Genomic DNA, 19,594 nt, shown 5'->3' on the forward strand with positions numbered 1-19,594 from the left:
TTAAGGCCAACCTAAGTTGACCTTAATTGTTTACAGATAGCCTTAAGTTATCTGAATTGGCTTGCTTGTATAGCAAGCCAATCTATTTGTGATTGAGCTACTTGCGACGACGCCACATTGCTAAACCAAATAGTGACATCAGAGCACCGAAGCCAAATGAACCGCCTACTCGCAGTTCAAGAACAGCAGGATCATGATCCGATGAACGGAAGTGATCTTGGTACTTAGGTAGGTCACCTTTGAACTCTTCGTTGTAGTCAAACAACGTCGACTCACCACCATTGATGTGCCAATCGGTCGCATCGACAACCCTATCTTTCAGGCTGTCACTGATCAACAAATGATCCAAGGCACCAACTTCATCATTGTATGAGTAGCTCCAGCTGTCTGGGTGCTTTTGAGCCACAGCATTAATGTAGCCGTAGTTCTTAGTAATCACCGCACCGTTATCACCAAACTGCTCGACGCCGTCAATGTAAGTGTTACGCGCCGCTTTGATTTGTTTACCGTATTTCTCTTCAGAGTAATCCGTAAGCACCAGCATTGGATCTTCCATGCCGTACGAGTTCATATCCCCCAGAATCACTTTATGGCCTTTGATGCCGTCTAGCGCTTCACCCAGAGCAACTGCTGCAGCCACACGGAAGTTCTCACATGAGCCTTGCTTATCGGCGTCAACGCCACCTTGACCGCCCTGCTCGACCGGTGCAGCATCTTCCCAACACTTAGAACCTTTCGATTTAAAGTGGTTAATCGCAACGGTGAGTTTCTCTTTAGTGCCTTTAACTTTAAAGGTTGGCGCCAATGAGTCACGTTGGTAGTTCTTACCGTCTTCAATCACCTTGCCAGAATCGTCTAACACTTCTGGTGCTTGTTGGCTTGGCATCGCGATAACACGGCTGTCTTTAAGCTTAACTACTTTCTTGCGGTAGATAACGCCTGTTGTAATAACGTCGGTACCAATCGAGTCCATCTCGTCGGTCACGCCATCTTCGTTCGAATCGACAGCTACAAAGGTATAGCGGTCTTTCTTACGCTCAATGCGATCATTCAGTTGGTTAACAAGCTGGTGAATGGCTGAGCCTTCACCAAAGCCGTTGTTCTCAATTTCCATCAAACCAATGATGTCTGCATCTAAGCGAAGAATCGCGTTCACTATCTTCTCTTGCTGCATCTCAAACTCGGTGATGGTGTTCGCACCACGGTTGTTGCCGTGTTGGTTTACGTCACCGCCAAATGGAGAGTTGAAGTAGTTCAAAACATTGAAAGTCGCGATGCGAAGGTCGCCTTCATCCATGTCTGGTTTGTCGGTACGCGGATCGTTACGAACGAAGTTTTCAGCCGAGATCTGGTTAGTTGTCACTAAGCGGTACTCACCGTAGCTGTAGGTAAGTACGCCTTCTAGACCAACAATGGTGTCATCAATACGAATGTAGTCTTCTGTTGAACCATCTTGATCAATATCGGTACGGCCGAAGTCTGGATAGAAAGGAACCTGCCCGTCACCCGCTTTTTGATCGGTTTCAACGAAAAGACGACGGTCTGCGTTATCTTCCGTTTGTTGTTTCGCGTCTTCAGAACCTGCTGCGAAAAGCTGGTTCGGCTGCATGTTAATACGCTCATGTGCCAGTACCATGTTGTTACGACGACCTGAGTAGTCATAACCAAAGGTACGAGTCACACGCATATCAAGCGCTTCGGTCGTTTTCACCAACATGCCTTCGTAGCGTTCAAGCGTTGCAGCGAAGTTCTCATCACTGTCTAGCGCTTCTATCGCCGTTGCTTCAGGTGCTTGTTGTTCGCCCTGTTTTAGCCATTGGTTGTTTTCAACTTTAAGCTGAGTATGGCTGTAGTATTCTTGAACCTTACCTTTCACACACACTACGTCGCCCGCAGCCAGTTCTGAGCTCGATTGATTCGTGTGGATAAATAGACCTTCAGAAGTACTTGAATTGAAGTCATCCTCAAGTGCTTGCAGGTAGAAACCTTTGGTTATGCCCGTTGTCACCGCACTCACAACACCTTTAACGAAGTACTCATCGTCCGTGATGTACGGATAGCCATCAATGAACGGTGATGTTGCACCCTCGCCTTGGATCTCTTGAATGGTTGTGAATACTGGGTCAGAGCCATCTTGTGTACAAGTGAACGCTTCTGGCAGTTCAACACTGTCTAATGAACCTAAGCCTTCAATGCTGTCTTTTGGTAACGACACCCACTGTGAAGCATCGAATGTTGCCGAAGGAGTTTGTGTCGCTCGAACCAAAGTAACATCTTTACCCCAATCCACATCACCCATCAAACCAACAATATCGTGTACCGAGTTATCTGAATTCAAGATAGCCAGCGGGTCGTCACCGTTATGGTTAGCAATCGACGCGTTGAGAATGTCAGCGACGGCTTTAATCTCATCACTCGCACTCGTATGAGCGACAACAAGTACCTCACCAGGCGCTAAAACGTGGCCATCTAAAGGTAAAGTGGCGCCCCATGAGCCGTTGCCATTCGCAGACTTCGCCAGCGAGTAACCATCTAAATTCATGCTGCTATCGCCGTTATTAGCAATCTCAACCGCTTTGTTGTAGCTGCCGCCTTCCACATATTGTGAAATAAACAAATCAGCGTGTGCACTTGCTGTTAGCAAGCTACCAATTGCCACTGCTAGCAATGAAGGTTTGTGTAAAAGAGCCATCCGTTTCACCTGAGTTCATCGATTTATAGTTACTGCCGTCTATTGGCAGTCATGTATTTTGTGGTAACTATCAGGTTTATTTATGAAAGGAATAAGTCAGTTAGCAAGAAAATGAGGAACTTATCACTTAATGATCATCAATTGTTTGGCACGTTATGTATTTCCAACATAAATAGAAATAAGCAAGATTTTATAAACCCTAAGGAGAGGGAATAGGATCGTCTGCACAGCATTAATATTATGAATATGTTAGCGAGATAATGCTTAAATCATCAATTCAAACAAGAGATTTACTGGGGAGTAAATGAAACTGGTACTAAAAAGCCCAAAGTAAACAGCGTCTACTTTGGGCTTAAATTCTGAAACGAGTGGCTTTAGCTCACCCTACGGGCGAGTAACAAAACCGACTGCTTCGTATGCTTTTTTTAGTGTCACGGCAGCGCGCTCAGAGGCTTTTTCTGCACCCGCTTTCATTACTGCATCCATATAAGCACGGTCAGCACGGATACGATGGTATTCAGCTTGGATTGGCTCAAGCATCTCAACCAATGCTGCGCCTACATCTTTCTTGAACGGACCGTACATCTCAACGCCTTGGTATTGCGCTTCGATCTCTTCAAACGTTTTCCCCGTCGCTGCAGAGTACAAACCCATTAGGTTAGAGATACCCGCTTTGTTTTCCCAATCATGGGCAATACGTGGTGGTGTTTCTGCGTCAGTCTGCGCTTTGTTGATCTTCTTGATGATCGACTTCGGCTCTTCTAACAGAGTAATCACGTTCTTACGGTTGTCATCCGACTTAGACATCTTCTTAGTCGCATCTTGCAGACTCATCACACGTGCATTCACTGTTGGAATGTAAGGTTCTGGTACTTGGAAGATTGGCGTTTCAGGACCGTAGATATTGTTAAAGCGATTGGCGATATCACGCGCTAGCTCTAGATGTTGTTTCTGGTCGCTACCTACTGGCACTTGGTGAGCACCGTAAAGCAGGATATCTGCAGCCATCAACACTGGGTAGTCGTATAGGCCTACGTTTACGTCATTTGAGTGACGTGCAGACTTATCTTTAAACTGAGTCATACGGCTCAGTTCACCCATTTGTGTGTAACAGTTAAGAAGCCAACCAAGTTGAGCATGCTCTGGTACGTGTGACTGAACAAATAGCGTGCTCTTCTTTGGATCAACACCGACAGCAAGACAGATTGCTAATGCGTCTAGAGTCGCTTCATGCAGTGCTTTCGGATCTTGGCGAACCGTAATTGCGTGAAGGTCTACAACGCAGTATTGGCAATCGTAATCATCTTGCATCTGTTGCCATTGACGTAGAGCACCCAAGTAGTTACCGATACTTAGTTCACCAGATGGTTGAACACCACTCAATACGATGGGCTTGCTCATGGTTTTAATTCCTTTGCTTGTTCGCTAAGCTCGTTAACTTAGTTTCTTAACGTAGTATCTGAAAAGCTTAGCTTCTTAACTTTAAAATAGAAAAGCCGCACAGCTCTTCTGTACGGCTCATCCAGTGTACTCATTGATAAGTATTTTGCTAGTAGGTTAGCTAACTTTTGTCCGCTTTATGCTGAAACTAGAACGACATCTAGTAATTGCGCAATGTTGTCTGCGACATAGTCAGGGTTTGATACTGAAATCGGCTCACCGTGGTTATAGCCGTAAGTTAGACCAAACGAGTGGCAGCCTGCGTTCTTAGCCGCTTTGATGTCGTTGCTTGAATCGCCTACCATCAGCATCTCTTCAGCCTTCACATTATGCTTTTCCAGCAACCAGTTCAGCGCCACTGGGTTCGGCTTTTTCTCTGGGAAAGAGTCGCCACCCAACACATCAACAAAGTACTTATCGATACCGTGCTGCGCCAGAACATCTGGTACAAATTTCGAAGGCTTGTTGGTGACAAGCGCCATGGTGAAGCCCGCTTTGTCTAGCTCAGCTAACGTCTCTTTAACCGATGGATAAAGGTGACTCAGCTTATGGCCGCCCTGCTCGTAGAAATCATCAAACAGGATACGCGCTTTCTTCAAAAGATCAGGCTCAAGGCTTGGATCAACCGTAAGATTGCGGCTCAATGAACGTCCAATAAGAACATCAGCACCATTACCCACATAGTCGCGAACTTGTTCTTCGCTTACTGAAGAAAAACCCAGTTCCTGACAAGCTTGGTCAGCGGCGACAGCCAAATCAGGCACGCTATCTAACAAGGTTCCATCCAAATCAAAGGCAATCAGTTTTATTGAGCTTAATGACATCTTACTTTCCTATTTATTATGTTCGTCTTATGAGTTGAGCTCCAAGACGTAAAAAAGGGGCCAATTAGCCCCTTAATATTCAATCTATCTGTAGTTTTACGATTATGCGTTTACTTTTGCAAGCTCTGCACGCATCTCATCAATCACTTCTTTGTAATCTGGTTGATTGAAGATAGCGGAACCTGCAACAAACATGTCTGCGCCCGCTTCTGCGATTTCACGGATATTATCTACCTTCACGCCGCCATCAATCTCAAGGCGGATATCACGGCCTGATTCATCAATAAGTTTACGAACAGCGCGCAGCTTATCGAGTGTGTGAGGAATGAAAGATTGACCGCCAAAGCCAGGGTTCACAGACATTAGTAGAATCATATCTACTTTATCTAAGATGTAATCAAGGCAAGAAAGTGGCGTTGCTGGGTTAAGTACGACACCCGCTTTACAGCCGTGTTCTTTGATTAGCTGTAGAGTACGGTCAACGTGCTCAGACGCTTCAACGTGGAAGGTAATCATTGATGCGCCGGCTTTAGCAAACTCAGGTACGATGCTGTCTACTGGCTTAACCATTAGGTGAACATCGATAGGAGCTGTGATGCCGTAGTCGCGCAACGCTTTACAGATCGGTGCACCAAAAGTCAGGTTAGGTACGTAGTGGTTATCCATCACATCGAAGTGCACAACGTCGGCACCGGCTGCGAGTACTTTTTCTACGTCTTCACCAAGACGAGCAAAATCTGCAGACAAAATCGATGGAGCGATTAGAAAATCTTTCATACCAAACCTCTTAAGAGTGAGTAAATTGCGAATATCACCGCCTTGTGACATCTCGTACACGAATACAAGACTCAATCCCAAGACTATTTGGTGTGCAATTCTACCTAAGCACCTAAGCAGATTCTAGCAGTTCGAAAGATTAGTTTATGAAAGTACCCGTTGGTCACTCAATTTAATGAGTTCGAGGGTTATGGTGACGACTACAATTCTGTTGAAGCGTGTTGCTGGTTTTTCTCTTTATGAAAAAGTGCCAGTAACTCATCAACTTTATTACGCCCTGCGCCATTACGGCTAATGGTGCGCTTAACCTTGACCACGTTGAGTTCCGCACCATGATATAAACGGCGCGTTAAGGTCGTATCATGGTTTGAAATCAAGACAGGGATCCCTCGTTCCATTGCCGCTCTTTCTGCAACATCAGCCAAGGCCGCTTGATCATCTAAGCTGAAGCCATTACCCGCATAAGAGGTAAAGTTAGCGGTACTAGACAATGGCGCATAAGGAGGATCACAATAAACCACACAGCCTTTACGGGCGCGGCTAAAAGTCTCGCTATACCCTTCACAAACAAACGTCGCTTTCTTCGCTTTCTCAGCAAAAAACTCCAACTCAGCTTCTGGAAAGTAAGGTTTTTTATAAGAACCAAATGGAACGTTAAAACCGCCTTTCTTGTTGTAACGACACAGGCCATTGAAGCCAAATCGGTTCATGTACAAGAAAGCTAACGAGCGATACATGACGTTATCTGTACCATTGAACTCAGCGCGAACATCTAAGAACACCTCTCTACGGTTATTCTCCGGACAGAACCAACGCTTCGCTTCAGTGATATAGGTTTCAGGATCGGTTTTAAGTAGATTGTATAGGTTGATAAGATCGGGATTGATATCTGCAAGCAGGTACTGTTCAAAATCAGTATTCAGAAATACTGAGCCGGCACCGACAAACGGTTCTACCAATTTACGAGCAGGTGGCAGGTGACGTTGGATGTCTTCAACTAGGCCATATTTACCACCAGCCCATTTTAGAAAGGCACGCTGCTTTTTCATTTACTGCTCTATCTATCAACTCAAAAATAAGGCTGCGGAATGTAACATATTTTGAGGCTAAGCTCAGGGTTATTTCGCACGTTCTATCTCTCGATGCACTTGATTCATCGATTTTGCCCAAGGTTCCAACTGCTGAAGTGGTTTTGATAACGCACTTACGGCATCTCGCGCGACTTGAATCGTTGGATAATCTTGATAAGTGATAATAAACCACTTAGTGTCATTGCGAAGTGTTGGGTAAATACGAACCTTGTCCTCGACGTCATATTCTTCAATAAAAGACTGAACATCTTCTAATGACGTCATCGCGCTCAACTGTAAGGTATAAGCGCGTGGCGAGATAGCTTGTAACTCTTCGCGAGCAAATGAGAAGGTGATCTTTTTCGTCGGCGGTGTTGATTCCGTTAGGTCAGTATCTTCATCAACTGAAGCTTGTGACTCGTTTTTCGCCGCATCAGGTTGCGCGCTAACCGCGGCACCTGTGTTTTCTTCTACGGCAGCATCAATCGCACTGGTATCGGCACTTTTCGGCTTGTCATCAAGCAAGGCATCAACCACATCAGAAGTAATCACCACACGTTGCTGCTCTTGTTTCACCTCGCCAACACTGGCTGTACCTTCCACCACAACCGGTGGTAAAGATGAACTGTCATCGTCAGCACCTTGATAGCTCATGTCAGCTTCGGCTTCAGAATCTGAAGATCCGTCGACTCCGGCTTGCTCGGTACCACTTTCCACTTCAAACGTTGGGATAGCGGTTTGTTCGATGGGAGCGATAAGTGATTGCGCTTTATCGTCAGGGGTTGGTTGACTGAACATCCACCAATAGCCACCACCAATTAAAACCAACAACAACGCCACCACAATCGCGATATTGATGGGTGAGCCAATAATTGAGCGAATAATAATCCTTTTTTCCACTTTCAATTCTCCTAAAGCCATTAACTCGCCGGGCAAAGGTTGCGCTTTATTAAACGCACGTCGCACGCGAGTTTCAGACTCATCATCAACATATCGAATCACTAGGGATTCAAAGAAATGTTCCGCTTCTGGTTGAGAAAGATCATCGATTTCGAGGTCGATAGGCTTGTGTGGTTGCCCGTAACTAAGACGTGTTAGTAGCGTGTCTAGATGGCCAATTTCCGAGAAGAGAACGATATTAATCGTCCATTGAGGGTTTGATTGAGCTTCAAGTACCAACATCCATAATTCGGATACCAATAGCTCAGACAATCGATGGGCATCATCTACAACGATAACCACATTACACGACTCTCCATCCAGTAGCCTTGCGAGGCTATCTGATAAAGAATCATGTTGATTAAACAGGGGATCAGAAACAATTTGGCTAAGAATAAGCGCGCGACGTTGTTGATCGTCTTGGCTTGGGTGACAAAGCAGTAAGCACTGATTTTTTTCTGTCGACCACGCCTCAAGATAACGTTGAGCCAACCAAGATCGGCCAGAGCCAGCTTTGCCCGCAACCGTTACAAGGTTTGAACCAAAGTTAGTCAAAAGCTGTAAGCGCTCTAGCAGCTCAACTTGAGACTCTAACTCTAATACTCTTAATTCATGAGCCAAACTCATTGGGGATCCCTACTGATAAGATCGATCAGTAAAACGCTTCAGCTGCCTAGAGTTTAGCTAGGCAACCTCACAACCAAATTTAAAGAGTACGGCAGAAATCAATCGCTTGTTTAATGATGTCTTGAGGCACATCAGCGACCACTTCAGCGGTACCAATACTTGTTGGTAATACCAAACGTAACTGACCAGACAGCACTTTTTTATCACGCATCATGTGCTTTATAAAGTCTTCAAAAGACATGCTTTCTGGCGTATGGATTGGCAGTTTCGCATTCTTGAGTATAGAAATAATTCGCTCAAGTTGCTGCTGAGAGATCAGTCCCTGTAATTGAGCGGTTTTCGCTGCCATTACAGTGCCTGACGACACAGCTTCACCATGTAGCCAATTACCATAGCCTAGTTCTGCTTCGATCGCATGACCAAATGTATGACCTAGGTTCAATAACGCTCTGATTCCTGACTCTTTTTCATCTATAGCAACCACTTCAGCCTTAATTGCACAACAACGAGCAATCGCGGTAATCAGTGCATCTTCATCAAGTTGATAAAGTTTCTCTAGATTCTGTTCCAACCAATCAAAGAAGACTTCATCGTAAATGATGCCGTATTTGATCACCTCAGCAATGCCCGCTGCGAACTCACGCTCAGGAAGCGTTGATAGGCAGTTAGTATCGATGATGACAGATTTTGGTTGGTAAAAAGCGCCGATCATATTCTTGCCAAGAGGATGGTTCACTGCAGTTTTACCACCTACAGAGGAGTCCACTTGAGAAAGAAGGGTCGTCGGGATTTGAATGAAATCAATACCGCGCTGGTAGCAAGAGGCAGCAAAACCGACCAAATCACCGATAACACCACCACCCAAAGCAATCACCACCACATCGCGGCTGTAATTTCCTTCAAGCATGTAGCTCATCACTGAGTTGAACGTTTCAAGTGTTTTGTATTGCTCACCGTCTGGCAACTCTAAAAGAGAAGTTTGACAGCCTACTTGATCCAACAACGATAAAATTTTATCGGCATAAAGAGGCGCTACTGTCACATTACTGATAACAACAACTTTCTGTTTGCCTGATAAAAAAGAAAGGTACGCCGGGTCTTCAAATAACCCGGCGCCAATAGAGATAGGGTAGCTACGCTCAGCTAGATTGACCGTAATCCGTTCCATGGGTTTGCTCTCCGAAAAAATGAACTTAACGTTCTTCTAGCATTTTTACGATCTGGTTGGCTACCACTTTTGCACTTTGATCGTCGGTACGAACTGTGTAGTCCGCCACTTCGTCGTATAGTGCGTTGCGAGATACAGCTAGATCTTCTAGCACATCACGCGGGTTGTCTGTTTGAAGTAGAGGGCGTTTCTTGTCGCGGTTAGTGCGAGCAAGTTGCTTTTCAATTGTTGTTTCTAGGTATACAACAATGCCTCGTGCAGATAGACGGTTACGGTTTTCTTTGCTCAGCACTGAACCACCGCCTGTCGCAAGAACAATACCTTGTTCTTCTGTCAGATCGTTGATTACAGATTCTTCGCGCTTACGGAAACCATCTTCGCCCTCAACATCAAAAACCCATGCGATGTCTGCGCCAGTGCGCTCTTCGATCACAGTGTCAGAGTCTAGAAACTCCATATGAAGTTGGGAAGCTAGGTGTCTACCAATTGTACTTTTGCCGGCGCCCATTGGGCCAACAAGAAAAATATTGCGTTTCTCAGCCATGTTTTTAGCAGTAATTTACAACGTTAATTCAATGACATCGCCACAAGGTAGGTCAGTACAAGTACTGAAATTAAAAGGCCCGTGGCACCGATTCCTCACAGATAATTCGTGATAAGACCCGAAATTATCAAGGTTAGGTGCCACTAATGCAACTTTATTTTTAATCTAATTGTTCATTACTGAATCACAACTTTGGGTGTAACAAAAATAAGTAGTTCACTTTTACCCACATTTTCATAGCTACGACGGAATAATGCACCCAAAACTGGCAGGTCTCCTAACAGAGGAACTTTGTCCACTGTACTGCTCACACTGTGCTGAAATATCCCGCCAAGCACGACCGTTTCACCATTATTAACAAGCACTTGCGTACCTATTCGTTGAGTATCAATGGCAACAGCCTCACCCGTTCCCGTTTTTACTACTTGCCCTGGCCTATCTTGCGTCACGCTTAAATCCAATACCAAACGATTGTCGGGCGTGATTTGTGGTGTCACCTTAAGACTCAACACTGCTTTCTTAAATGCGACCGAAGTAGCACCACTTGAAGACGACTCTAAATAAGGAATTTCAGTACCTTGCTCAATATAAGCGGGCTTTTTATTGGTAGTGATTAAACGTGGGCTTGAAATAATCTCAGCTTTTGACTCTTGTTGTAATGCCGACAATTCAAGATCAAGCAAGGTATCTGAACCCAGTTTGGCCACCTGAAACGCAATGCTTGATGCATTAGGTGATGTCGCCCCTAGATTAACGTTGAGGAAATCGTCAATCGCACTATTCCCACCATTATCGTCATACGGCGTAATTTGCGATGGGTGGTTGCCCTCTATCGAGCCGCCAACTTTGAAGCTACCGTTGGTGGAAGAAACACCCCAACGCACTCCTAACTCATCAAGGTTACCCTCGGTAACGGTTACGATGCGCGCCTCAATCTGGACTTGCTTCACGGGGATGTCCAAAGAATCAATGATGCCTCGTATCACGGCAATGTTTTCTTCCAGTTCACGAATCAATAGGGAATTGGTGCGTTCATCAATGGTAATCGAACCACGATCGGACAACATGCTCACCGCCCCTTCACCGCCAATCATGTCGGCAATGTCGGTGGCTTTAGCAAAATTAATCTTGATGATTTCCGACTTAAGCTCTCCTAACTCCTCTTCCAAGCGAGATTTCTCTAACGCTTGTTGCTCTCGAAGATCGAGTTCTGCTTTTGGCGCCACCAAAATAACATTTCCATCAACGCGCTTATCTAGTCCTTTAACTTGCAAGATAATGTCGAGAACTTGCTGCCAAGGTACGCCATCTAAACGTAAAGTTAGGTTACCAGCTACCGAGTCAGACACGACGAGATTGAAATCGTTGTAGTCAGCAATCAGCTGCAGGACATTTCGTACCGGGATATCTTGGAAGTTAATCGATATCAGTTTGCCCTCTTTTTCTAAAACGCTTTTCTCTTTGGTCGCTTCATTGATAACAGGCTTGCTGATCACCACCTCTATGAAACGACCTTTTAGGTTATATTCATACTGATAGTCACCAGCGATCGTCGCCAACAGTCGTGTGCTGGGCGTCTCTTTATATACTTCAATACCTTCAACTAGGGTCGCGAAATCCTTCACATCCAAAAGATAAAGCTTATCGTCATTAACTTGAGTATTGAGTAATTCGATACTTAACCCTTCCTGAGCACGTTGAACATCCACCACAGCGGTGCTGGTTGCCAGCTCAATAATAATGACGGCGTCTTTATCTTTGTTTACCCTAAAATCAATATTCTCCAATTGATTAGGTAAGCTCTCGGCGTGACTGAGCACACTAAAGACCAACATCACAGACACAGCAAAACCTTGTAGAGCCTTGCTCACTAATCCACTTATTCCTTTAATCATATTTACATCTCATATCCACATCATGTGACATTGGTTTACTTCAGAGCCAGTCTAACGTTGCGCTTATGCCAACAACCTAAGCCATCTGGAAGAGTTTCATTAATCTGAACGTACTGGCTCGTCACTTTAGTAACTCGGCCATTGTTTAAGCCGATAAACTGACCTTTTTTGACGTTTACCACGTTCCCTTTGGGTGTTTGCACTAACCCAAACACACTTGTTCCGCTTCCCATGACGCCTCTTAAACGAAGCTTACTCAACGGGTACTTCTCTAATTTCCCATTACGAGAACGCGTGCTAGGTTGCCAACAGTCTTTCTTAACTAAAGGCTGATTTTGCACGATGGCTTCTTTAGGCAGTTCAAACGGAGGACGAAAGGCTCGGCGCTGATAAGTAGCGGCCAAAAATTCAGTCGCAGGAACCAGTTGTTCCACCTCTTTTCTCGCTTTGGCCTCAACTTGCACTACAAAGTCTTCTAACGAATCTTCATTCGCTTTACAGCCCGTGAGCACAAGCAATAGTAATGTTGAATAAAACACGCTATTGGGTTTCATCATTGACCTCCGATTTAAATTGGTAGGTATAAGCTCGAACCCTGAAGTGCAGCGTGCTACTTTCTTGACTGACTCGCTGCCAATTCACGTCATCAAAGCTGATGATGCGCGGCAGCTTAGCAATGGCCGCAGAGAAATCACCAATCTCGTGGTAGTCACCCGTCAGCTCGATGTTGAGCGGTAAACGATAGAGAAACTCTTTGTTCTGTTTCTGCCCCCAGTCAATTCGCGTAAATGTCAGCTTATTATCCAATCCAAGCTCGTTCACAGAGGCCAACATACTGGCTAGCTCTTTTTGAACGGGCAATTGCTCCAATAGATAGTCATAACGGCTAGTTAGCTCATCCAGCTGGCTCTGAAGCTTAGGTAAGGCCGCAACCTTATTGGCCTTTATTCTCAAGGTCGCTTTTAAGGTCTGCTCTTGTTGCCTCATCTGCTGTAGCTCATCGTCCAAAGGCAGCACATACAACCAAGTACCCACTCCTTGAATAAGTATGACCAACACTAGAATCACCAGTACTTGAGGCAGTAACGGCCATTCGGTGATCTCATCAACATCAAGATCTTGCAAGCTCATCCTATTTTGCCAACTAATCCTATTTTGAAAGTTAGCCATGATTCGCCCCCTTCTCTTTTATGTTCGCAGTTGTGCCCTCTGCGGTTGTGTTTTCTAAAGAAACAGGGCTAAACACAAAAGAGACCTTGAAGGTCTGAAACTCTTTATTGAAGCGCTTGCGGTTATGAACGATGGAGTGCATCTCGACCCCTTCCAGAGAATCAGAACGCTCTAGATTGTCCAACATGGTAGCAAGACGAGCGGTGCTGTCGCTGATGCCCGACATTTCAATCTCCTGACCATTCATCTTTATTTTGTCGACATACACACCCTCAGGAATAAGCTTCGGCATCAGGTTCATAAAGTCGGTGGTCTTGTTGCGACCAAGCTGCAATGATTCGACTACATCAAGCCTGGTCAGAATCGCTTTATGCTCCTGCTCCGCGACCTTTAATGACTGAATTTGTCGGTCGAGCTCGGCAATATATCGATTGAGGTAACTAAGACGTGCTTGCTGCTTGGCTTGTTGGTCGTAAAAATAGTGACCAACCGCCCATTGCCCTGCAAAAGCGATGATGACACCAAGAATGATAAGATGAATAAAGCGCTTCTTGTGCTGAGCGCGAATCTCATCACGCCACGGCAGCAGGTTAATTTGATGCAACATGCTTTTCTCCCTGCCACTTGAGTCCACTCATCGCCATACCCGCCGCAATACCAAAATGTTGCCAGTTCGTTGGTAATCGACGTCGCTTCGCCACCTTATTCTCAAATAGAGACAAAGGGTTCAGTGACTCGCAACTCAACTGAAATTGACGTTCTAGCTCTTCGGTTACCATAGGAATGCTGGCGCCCTCGCCCATCAGCCAGATCCCTGAGATAGGTTGCTGTGCATTTCCTGATGAATAGAGCTGTAATTGACGCTTGAGCTTCTCAATCAAATTAACAATAAATTGATGTGTATCTTCAGTGGTGGCGAACACACTCTCGATATCACTTGCAGCACCACTGCTGCGAAGATCTTTGGTACCAAAAGCGATATCTTTATAAAACGGTGCCAAACCTTGTGGAATAAGGCCTAGCGACGTTTGGTCGATTCCCACATCCACCAGCAGCCAGTTTTTCTTTTCGGGGTATAGGCGCGATGCCATTTGCCAGATGTTAAGCAGTCCATGCGCCTGCGTGTCTACCACCACAGGTTTAAAACCAGCTTTGGTCAAAGCATCCGCTCGGCTATCCACCACTTCTTTACGTGTGGCGTATACCTGGTAACTGCTTGTCGAACCTTTACCAAATCGTTTGTCTTCTAGCTTTACAAAATCTAAACTCAGCTCCTCTATCGGAAAGGGAGATTGATGAGCAAAGGTTTGATAGATCGAAAACTCTTTTTCTCTATCTTCTAACTCACTTTCTATTTGCAGTACTTTGCTGATCACCGTGTTATCAGGTACTGAAATAGCGACGTTGCAACAGCCAAAAGGCAGACCTTTCCTAAGTTCTTTAAGTTTCTTAACAGTTTTCTGATACTCCAAAGTATGGTTAGCTGTAAAAATGTCGTCCGAAATCGGCAGCTCTTTGTATCCCACTAGGGCATACAACTCCCCCACGGGTTTTAGTACCACGGCTTTGATGCTGTGATGATTTATATCTATACCTGTAATTAATGATGAACCCATGTGACCTAGCTCCTGAAGTGCCAAGCATTTCGTTGATTATCTAGGGGTTGTGATTATTAGTTAAATAAGCGTTAATAAACGAAAGCTAAGTTTTTAGCCTAGAGTACAAGGGTTTGCTGCTTATCAGCCTTAACTAATCAGGGATTATCCGGTGAAGTTCATAAAGCGATTATTCATATTTACATTGATTTGCATGATTCTTGGAGTCAGTACAATTTTTGGGTTTTATTATTACGTAAAACCAGAGTTGCCTGATGTTGCCACTTTGCGTGACGTGAAGCTCCAAACGCCAATGCAAGTCTTCAGTCAAGACGGTAAGTTGATCTCTCAATTTGGCGAAAAGCGTCGCAACCCAGTGACTTATGACGAGATTCCTCGCCACTTAGTTGAAGCTCTGATTGCCACCGAAGATAGCCGTTTTTACGAACACCCAGGTATTGACCCAATCGGTATCACCCGTGCAGCGCTCGTCGTTGCTATGTCGGGTTCAGCCAAACAAGGGGCGAGTACCATTACTCAGCAGCTTGCGCGTAACTTCTTCTTATCTAATGAGAAAAAGATCATGCGTAAGATCAAAGAGATCTTCATTGCAATCCATATCGAGCAACTGCTTAGCAAAGAAGAGATCATGGAACTTTATGTAAATAAGATCTTCCTTGGTCACCGCTCGTACGGTTTTGGCGCGGCAGCGCGTGTTTATTTCGGAAAGGATCTCCCCGAGCTCACCCTGAGTGAAATTGCTACGCTGGCGGGTATGCCAAAAGCACCGTCCACGATGAACCCTATCTATTCGATTGAGCGCGCGACTCACCGTCGTAACGTGGTATTACGTCGTATGTTAGACGAGAAATACATCACTCAAGCAGAGTTCGATGAAGCTCGTAGCGAGACATTGATATCGAAATACCACGGTGCAGAGATTGAACTGAGCGCGCCGTATGTTGCTGAAGTAGCACGTGCGTGGATGGTTGAACGCTATGGCGAAGCTGCTTATACATCAGGCATGAAGGTTTACACGACCGTTGATTCGAAACTGCAAAAAGCAGCGAACCAAGCGGCGATTAAGAACCTACTTGGCTACGATGAGCGTCACGGCTACCGTGGTGCAGAAAAAGTATTGTGGCAGACGGCTCAATCAGCTTGGGATCAGGAACAAATCGTTAAACACCTTAAGTCTCAACCAACCTATGGTGACTTAGTCCCTGCTGTTGTTACCGCGGTTGATTCAAAAAGCGCTCAAGTTTGGGTTAAAAACCAAGGCGAAGGCACTATTGAGTGGCAAGGCATGAACTGGGCACGTAAATTCCTAACGGATAATCGCCAAGGACCAGCCCCCTCTCAAGCGAAAGAGATTCTTGCTGTTGGTGAGCAAGTTTGGGTTCGCCATGAAGCAATTACAGGAGACGAAGTATCTGAAGAACCGACAGAAGAGTCAGCAGAGGCGAAGTCAGAAACACCTGTTGAATGGCGACTAAGCCAAGTACCCAATGCGAATACTGCCTTTGTTGCAATGAACCCGAACAACGGCGCAGTATTGTCGATGGTGGGTGGCTTTAACTTTGTTCACAACAAATTCAACCGTGCGACGCAATCTATTCGTCAGGTGGGTTCTGGTATCAAACCATTTATCTACTCAGCGGCCATTGATAAAGGCCTAACGTTGGCATCACTGATCAACGATGCACCTATCAATCAATGGGATAAGAGCCAAGGTACCGCATGGCGACCAAAGAACTCACCACCGACCTACGTGGGTCCTACGCGTTTACGTATTGGCTTAGCTCAATCTAAAAACGTAATGGCTGTGCGTGTGCTGCGTGAAGTTGGCTTAGATGATACTCGTAACTACCTAACTCGTTTTGGTTTTGATATTGACGAAGTACCTCGCTCTGAAACCATTGCTCTAGGTGCGGGTAGCTTAACGCCAATGAAGGTAGCTCAAGGTTACTCAGTATTCGCTAATGGCGGCTACTACGTTGAACCTTTCTACATCAGCCGCATTGAAACGCCATTTGGTGAGACTGAATTCGAAGCAACACCAAAAGTGGTTTGTAAGGACAATTGCGATCATAAGGTTGCCACAGACCCAATGGCCGATGAGTTTGCAGAGCAAGATGTGGATGCCAAAGTGCAATACGCGCCTCAAGTCATCTCTGAGCAAAACGCATTCCTTGTTCGCGAAATGATGTACAGCAACATCTGGGGCGGCGGTGACTGGAGTGCTGGCACAGGTTGGAATGGTACAGGTTGGCGAGCTCAGCCGTTGAAGCGTCGTGACATTGGCGGTAAAACCGGTACAACCAATGACTCGAAAGATACATGGTACAGCGGCTACGGCCCTGGCATGGTGGCAACGGTATGGGTTGGTTTTGATAACCACAACCGTAACCTAGGTCGAACTAAAGCGAACTCTAACCTTGGCAAGAGCCAAATTACCGGTGCCGAAGCGGGCGCTAAAACAGCAGAACCTGCATGGGTTGATTTCATGGGTACTGCGTTAGCGGGCGTTCCTGCTGAACGTAAAGAGATTCCGGAGAACATCGTTCGTGTTCGTATCGACCGTGAAACTGGCTTACTGACTAACAAGTTCGATAGCTCATCGATGTTCGAGTACTTCGAGAAAGGCACAGAGCCAACTGAGTACATCACTGAACGTTTCAATGATGACATCTACTCAACGTCATCAGGCGAAGCAGTAGAAGAGCTGTTCTAGCTAGGGTTTGTTGAACCTAGTAAGATGAACCAACAAAAAAGGGTTGATATGAATTCATATCAACCCTTTTTTTATATCTACATCTGAACGAACTCAACTCTAAACTCGAGTGCTAAGCCGCTTTTTCCAATTGAGTTCGGATAGCCTCAGCCAGTTGCTCAAAACGCCCCTTTAGCGGAGAGCCCGGTCGGTAGGCAACAACAATGCGACGTGAAGGTGTTGGATTCACCGCTGGCACGTAACACACGCCATCTTTCTGTTTTTCCTTTGGAACCGATAACTGAGGTAACAAGGTAATACCCGCCCCTGCCGCTACCATGTTACGCAGCGTTTCTAAGCTGGTCGCTTTAAAGCGTTCATCATCTTTTGCACCCGCAGCAAAACAGAAGCCCAAGGCTTGGTCTCGTAAGCAATGACCATCGCCCAGTGCAAGTACGGTTTGTCCATTTAACTGCAGCATATCGACAGCATCCTGCTGTGCCCATTCATGATCACACGGTACGGCAACGCTTAATGGCTCGTCATAGACATCAATCTCTTTGAACGCCGCCGTTTCATCTACCGCAGCCAGCACCAAGCAATCAAGTTTGCCATCTTCTAACTGGCTCACTAACTGATGTGTCTGCGCTTCGTGCAGGTAAAGCTCAAGATCGGGGAAACTCTCTTTTAGATAAGGAATGATCTTAGGCAAAATGTACGGGCCAACGGTCGGGATAAAACCAATATGCATCGGCCCCGTCATCGCTTCACCGTGTCCACTTGCCATATCTTTAAACGTCTTTACCTCGTTGAGAATGCGCTTGGCTTGCTCAACAAGTTGTAAACCTGATTCTGTAAATATTACCTTCCTTGGGCTACGCTCGGTTAACTGAAGTCCAATTTCATCTTCCAGTTTGCGTATTTGACCGCTCAATGTCGGCTGACTTACAAAGCACGCTTCTGCTGCTTTTCGAAAATGTTTGTGCTCAGCGAGCGCCACCAAGTATTCAAAGTCACGAATGTTCATGCTCAGTCTCTTACCTCAGGTTTTAATAAGAACAAGGGTTTTAATAGAAACATTTAAAAGAAAAATGCTCTTGATAGAATTTACCTATCAAAACCATAACATCAAACGATTAGAGCTATCAAAGGATTTATCTAATAATGGGCTCAACGAAACGAAACAGAGCACAGAAAAACGTTAAGCTCTGATAGAACAAAATTAAAATACTATTTAAGGAAATCAATATGTTTGCATCTAAAGAAGGTCAATTAATCCCTCAAGTAACATTCCCAACTCGCCAAGGTGATGCATGGGTTAACGTAACGACGGAAGAGCTATTCAAAGACAAGACAGTTATCGTATTCAGCCTACCAGGTGCGTTTACACCAACATGTTCTTCAAGCCACCTACCTCGTTACAACGAGCTGCACTCTGTATTCAAAGAAAACGGCGTTGATGACATCCTTTGTGTTTCTGTAAACGACACGTTCGTAATGAACGCATGGAAAGCAGACCAAGAAGCTGAAAAAATCACATTCATCCCAGATGGCAACGGCGACTTCACAGACGGCATGGGTATGCTAGTTGAGAAAAACGACATCGGCTTTGGCAAACGTTCATGGCGCTACAGCATGCTGGTTAAAAACGGCGTGGTAGAAAAAATGTTCATCGAAGAAGACGTACCAGGCGACCCGTTCAAGGTTTCTGATGCTGATACTATGCTTAACTACCTTGCTCCTGAACACAAAGAGCAAGAGTCAATCACAGTATTCACTAAGCCAGGCTGTCCTTTCTGTATGAAAGCAAAGCAGAACCTAATCGACAAAGGTCTAAACTACGAAGAAGTGGTTCTAGGTAAAGACGCAACAACAGTAAGCCTACGTGCAATCTCTGGTCGCACTACCGTTCCTCAAGTATTCATCGGTGGCAAACACATCGGTGGTAGCGAAGAACTAGAAACTTTCCTAGGTTAATCACTTAGTCGCTAATAAACGCTTAGTAATTAAATAGCTTAGTAATACCAGCTAACCCACCCTCTTGTGGGTTAGCTATTCCAAACCACTCTTATCTGAGCTTTGGAAAAGAATATAGCTCGTAGCTCGCAAACCTAAGAGTCACAAGCTAAACCTAATAAAA

General features: G+C 45.3%; 17 protein-coding genes. 3 read left to right on the forward strand and 14 right to left on the reverse strand.

All coding sequences use genetic code 11. The annotated features are described in order from the left end of the window. Nucleotides 1-97: 97 nt before the first annotated feature. The 13 genes from AC3CIA_RS14470 to pilM all read right to left on the reverse strand — a co-directional run bounded on the left by AC3CIA_RS14470 (nt 98) and on the right by pilM (nt 14,762). Complete coding sequence (locus AC3CIA_RS14470) at nt 98-2,692, reverse strand: ExeM/NucH family extracellular endonuclease (RefSeq protein WP_488518262.1); 2,595 nt, start codon at nt 2,690-2,692, stop codon at nt 98-100. Between the two features lie 384 nt (nt 2,693-3,076). Next, nucleotides 3,077-4,093 carry a tryptophan--tRNA ligase gene (gene trpS / locus AC3CIA_RS14475; protein ID WP_004729658.1) on the reverse strand — a complete coding sequence of 339 codons (1,017 nt, stop codon included), beginning with the start codon at nt 4,091-4,093 and terminating at the stop codon, nt 3,077-3,079. Between the two features lie 176 nt (nt 4,094-4,269). Beyond that, entirely contained in the window at nt 4,270-4,956 is a 687-nt protein-coding gene (locus tag AC3CIA_RS14480; RefSeq protein ID WP_054548214.1) for a phosphoglycolate phosphatase, read from the reverse strand. A gap of 102 nt (nt 4,957-5,058) precedes the next feature. Next, nucleotides 5,059-5,733, reverse strand: a complete 675-nt coding sequence (gene rpe / locus AC3CIA_RS14485) for a ribulose-phosphate 3-epimerase (RefSeq protein WP_029222055.1) — start codon at nt 5,731-5,733, stop codon at nt 5,059-5,061. A gap of 200 nt (nt 5,734-5,933) precedes the next feature. After that, the gene (locus AC3CIA_RS14490) at nt 5,934-6,782 is read right to left on the reverse strand and encodes a Dam family site-specific DNA-(adenine-N6)-methyltransferase (protein ID WP_004729661.1); all 849 of its coding nucleotides are present in this window, start codon (nt 6,780-6,782) and stop codon (nt 5,934-5,936) included. A 69-nt stretch (nt 6,783-6,851) separates the two neighbouring features. Further along, nucleotides 6,852-8,369: an SPOR domain-containing protein gene (locus AC3CIA_RS14495; protein WP_076648696.1), complete on the reverse strand. Its 1,518-nt coding sequence runs from the start codon at nt 8,367-8,369 to the stop codon at nt 6,852-6,854. Between the two features lie 79 nt (nt 8,370-8,448). Continuing rightward, nucleotides 8,449-9,537 carry a 3-dehydroquinate synthase gene (aroB, locus tag AC3CIA_RS14500; RefSeq protein ID WP_171313147.1) on the reverse strand — a complete coding sequence of 363 codons (1,089 nt, stop codon included), beginning with the start codon at nt 9,535-9,537 and terminating at the stop codon, nt 8,449-8,451. A 25-nt stretch (nt 9,538-9,562) separates the two neighbouring features. Then, nucleotides 9,563-10,081, reverse strand: a complete 519-nt coding sequence (gene aroK / locus AC3CIA_RS14505; protein ID WP_004729664.1) for a shikimate kinase AroK — start codon at nt 10,079-10,081, stop codon at nt 9,563-9,565. Nucleotides 10,082-10,257: 176 nt separating this feature from the next. Beyond that, the gene (locus tag AC3CIA_RS14510; protein WP_280533940.1) at nt 10,258-11,976 is read right to left on the reverse strand and encodes a type IV pilus secretin PilQ; all 1,719 of its coding nucleotides are present in this window, start codon (nt 11,974-11,976) and stop codon (nt 10,258-10,260) included. Nucleotides 11,977-12,011: 35 nt separating this feature from the next. Continuing rightward, nucleotides 12,012-12,533: a pilus assembly protein PilP gene (locus AC3CIA_RS14515; protein WP_422641389.1), complete on the reverse strand. Its 522-nt coding sequence runs from the start codon at nt 12,531-12,533 to the stop codon at nt 12,012-12,014. Beyond that, entirely contained in the window at nt 12,517-13,146 is a 630-nt protein-coding gene (locus tag AC3CIA_RS14520) for a type IV pilus inner membrane component PilO (protein ID WP_054548217.1), read from the reverse strand. Before AC3CIA_RS14520 ends, AC3CIA_RS14515 begins: the two co-directional genes overlap by 17 nt. Then, on the reverse strand, nt 13,139-13,753 hold the full coding sequence (locus AC3CIA_RS14525; RefSeq protein WP_171308880.1) for a PilN domain-containing protein: 615 nt from the start codon (nt 13,751-13,753) through the stop codon (nt 13,139-13,141). Before AC3CIA_RS14525 ends, AC3CIA_RS14520 begins: the two co-directional genes overlap by 8 nt. Beyond that, on the reverse strand, nt 13,737-14,762 hold the full coding sequence (pilM, locus tag AC3CIA_RS14530; protein ID WP_054548219.1) for a type IV pilus assembly protein PilM: 1,026 nt from the start codon (nt 14,760-14,762) through the stop codon (nt 13,737-13,739). The genes AC3CIA_RS14525 and pilM overlap by 17 nt, the downstream gene beginning before the upstream one ends. A gap of 151 nt (nt 14,763-14,913) precedes the next feature. On the opposite strand from pilM, the gene AC3CIA_RS14535 reads away from it, so the two are divergent. After that, a complete protein-coding gene (locus tag AC3CIA_RS14535; protein WP_019350879.1) occupies nt 14,914-17,475 on the forward strand; it encodes a penicillin-binding protein 1A in 2,562 nt (853 codons plus the stop codon). 112 nt (nt 17,476-17,587) lie between these two features. On the opposite strand, the gene oxyR is transcribed toward AC3CIA_RS14535, so the two are convergent. After that, nucleotides 17,588-18,481: a DNA-binding transcriptional regulator OxyR gene (gene oxyR / locus AC3CIA_RS14540; protein WP_019821390.1), complete on the reverse strand. Its 894-nt coding sequence runs from the start codon at nt 18,479-18,481 to the stop codon at nt 17,588-17,590. Here oxyR and AC3CIA_RS14545 point away from each other — a divergent pair. Together AC3CIA_RS14545 and AC3CIA_RS14550 are read left to right on the forward strand one after the other, a co-directional pair. Then, on the forward strand, nt 18,480-18,659 hold the full coding sequence (locus AC3CIA_RS14545) for a hypothetical protein (protein WP_054548220.1): 180 nt from the start codon (nt 18,480-18,482) through the stop codon (nt 18,657-18,659). The two genes, oxyR and AC3CIA_RS14545, sit on opposite strands and share 2 nt — an antisense overlap. 43 nt (nt 18,660-18,702) lie before the next feature. Next, nucleotides 18,703-19,431, forward strand: a complete 729-nt coding sequence (locus tag AC3CIA_RS14550; protein WP_146456924.1) for a glutathione peroxidase — start codon at nt 18,703-18,705, stop codon at nt 19,429-19,431. The last annotated feature ends 163 nt before the right edge of the window (nt 19,432-19,594 follow it).

This window comes from Vibrio sp. QJM3NY_27, assembly GCF_057785955.1.

Excerpts from the sequence above, each read along its gene's own strand:
- AC3CIA_RS14470 (WP_488518262.1), bottom strand. The coding sequence starts at position 2,692 with ATGGCTCTTTTACACAAACCTTCATTGCTAGCAGTGGCAATTGGTAGC.
- trpS (WP_004729658.1), bottom strand. The coding sequence starts at position 4,093 with ATGAGCAAGCCCATCGTATTGAGTGGTGTTCAACCATCTGGTGAACTA.
- AC3CIA_RS14480 (WP_054548214.1), bottom strand. The coding sequence starts at position 4,956 with ATGTCATTAAGCTCAATAAAACTGATTGCCTTTGATTTGGATGGAACC.
- rpe (WP_029222055.1), bottom strand. The coding sequence starts at position 5,733 with ATGAAAGATTTTCTAATCGCTCCATCGATTTTGTCTGCAGATTTTGCT.
- AC3CIA_RS14490 (WP_004729661.1), bottom strand. The coding sequence starts at position 6,782 with ATGAAAAAGCAGCGTGCCTTTCTAAAATGGGCTGGTGGTAAATATGGC.
- AC3CIA_RS14495 (WP_076648696.1), bottom strand. The coding sequence starts at position 8,369 with ATGAGTTTGGCTCATGAATTAAGAGTATTAGAGTTAGAGTCTCAAGTT.
- aroB (WP_171313147.1), bottom strand. The coding sequence starts at position 9,537 with ATGGAACGGATTACGGTCAATCTAGCTGAGCGTAGCTACCCTATCTCT.
- aroK (WP_004729664.1), bottom strand. The coding sequence starts at position 10,081 with ATGGCTGAGAAACGCAATATTTTTCTTGTTGGCCCAATGGGCGCCGGC.
- AC3CIA_RS14510 (WP_280533940.1), bottom strand. The coding sequence starts at position 11,976 with ATGATTAAAGGAATAAGTGGATTAGTGAGCAAGGCTCTACAAGGTTTT.
- AC3CIA_RS14515 (WP_422641389.1), bottom strand. The coding sequence starts at position 12,533 with ATGATGAAACCCAATAGCGTGTTTTATTCAACATTACTATTGCTTGTG.
- AC3CIA_RS14520 (WP_054548217.1), bottom strand. The coding sequence starts at position 13,146 with ATGGCTAACTTTCAAAATAGGATTAGTTGGCAAAATAGGATGAGCTTG.
- AC3CIA_RS14525 (WP_171308880.1), bottom strand. The coding sequence starts at position 13,753 with ATGTTGCATCAAATTAACCTGCTGCCGTGGCGTGATGAGATTCGCGCT.
- pilM (WP_054548219.1), bottom strand. The coding sequence starts at position 14,762 with ATGGGTTCATCATTAATTACAGGTATAGATATAAATCATCACAGCATC.
- AC3CIA_RS14545 (WP_054548220.1), top strand. The coding sequence starts at position 18,480 with ATGCTCAGTCTCTTACCTCAGGTTTTAATAAGAACAAGGGTTTTAATA.
- oxyR (WP_019821390.1), bottom strand. The coding sequence starts at position 18,481 with ATGAACATTCGTGACTTTGAATACTTGGTGGCGCTCGCTGAGCACAAA.
- AC3CIA_RS14550 (WP_146456924.1), top strand. The coding sequence starts at position 18,703 with ATGTTTGCATCTAAAGAAGGTCAATTAATCCCTCAAGTAACATTCCCA.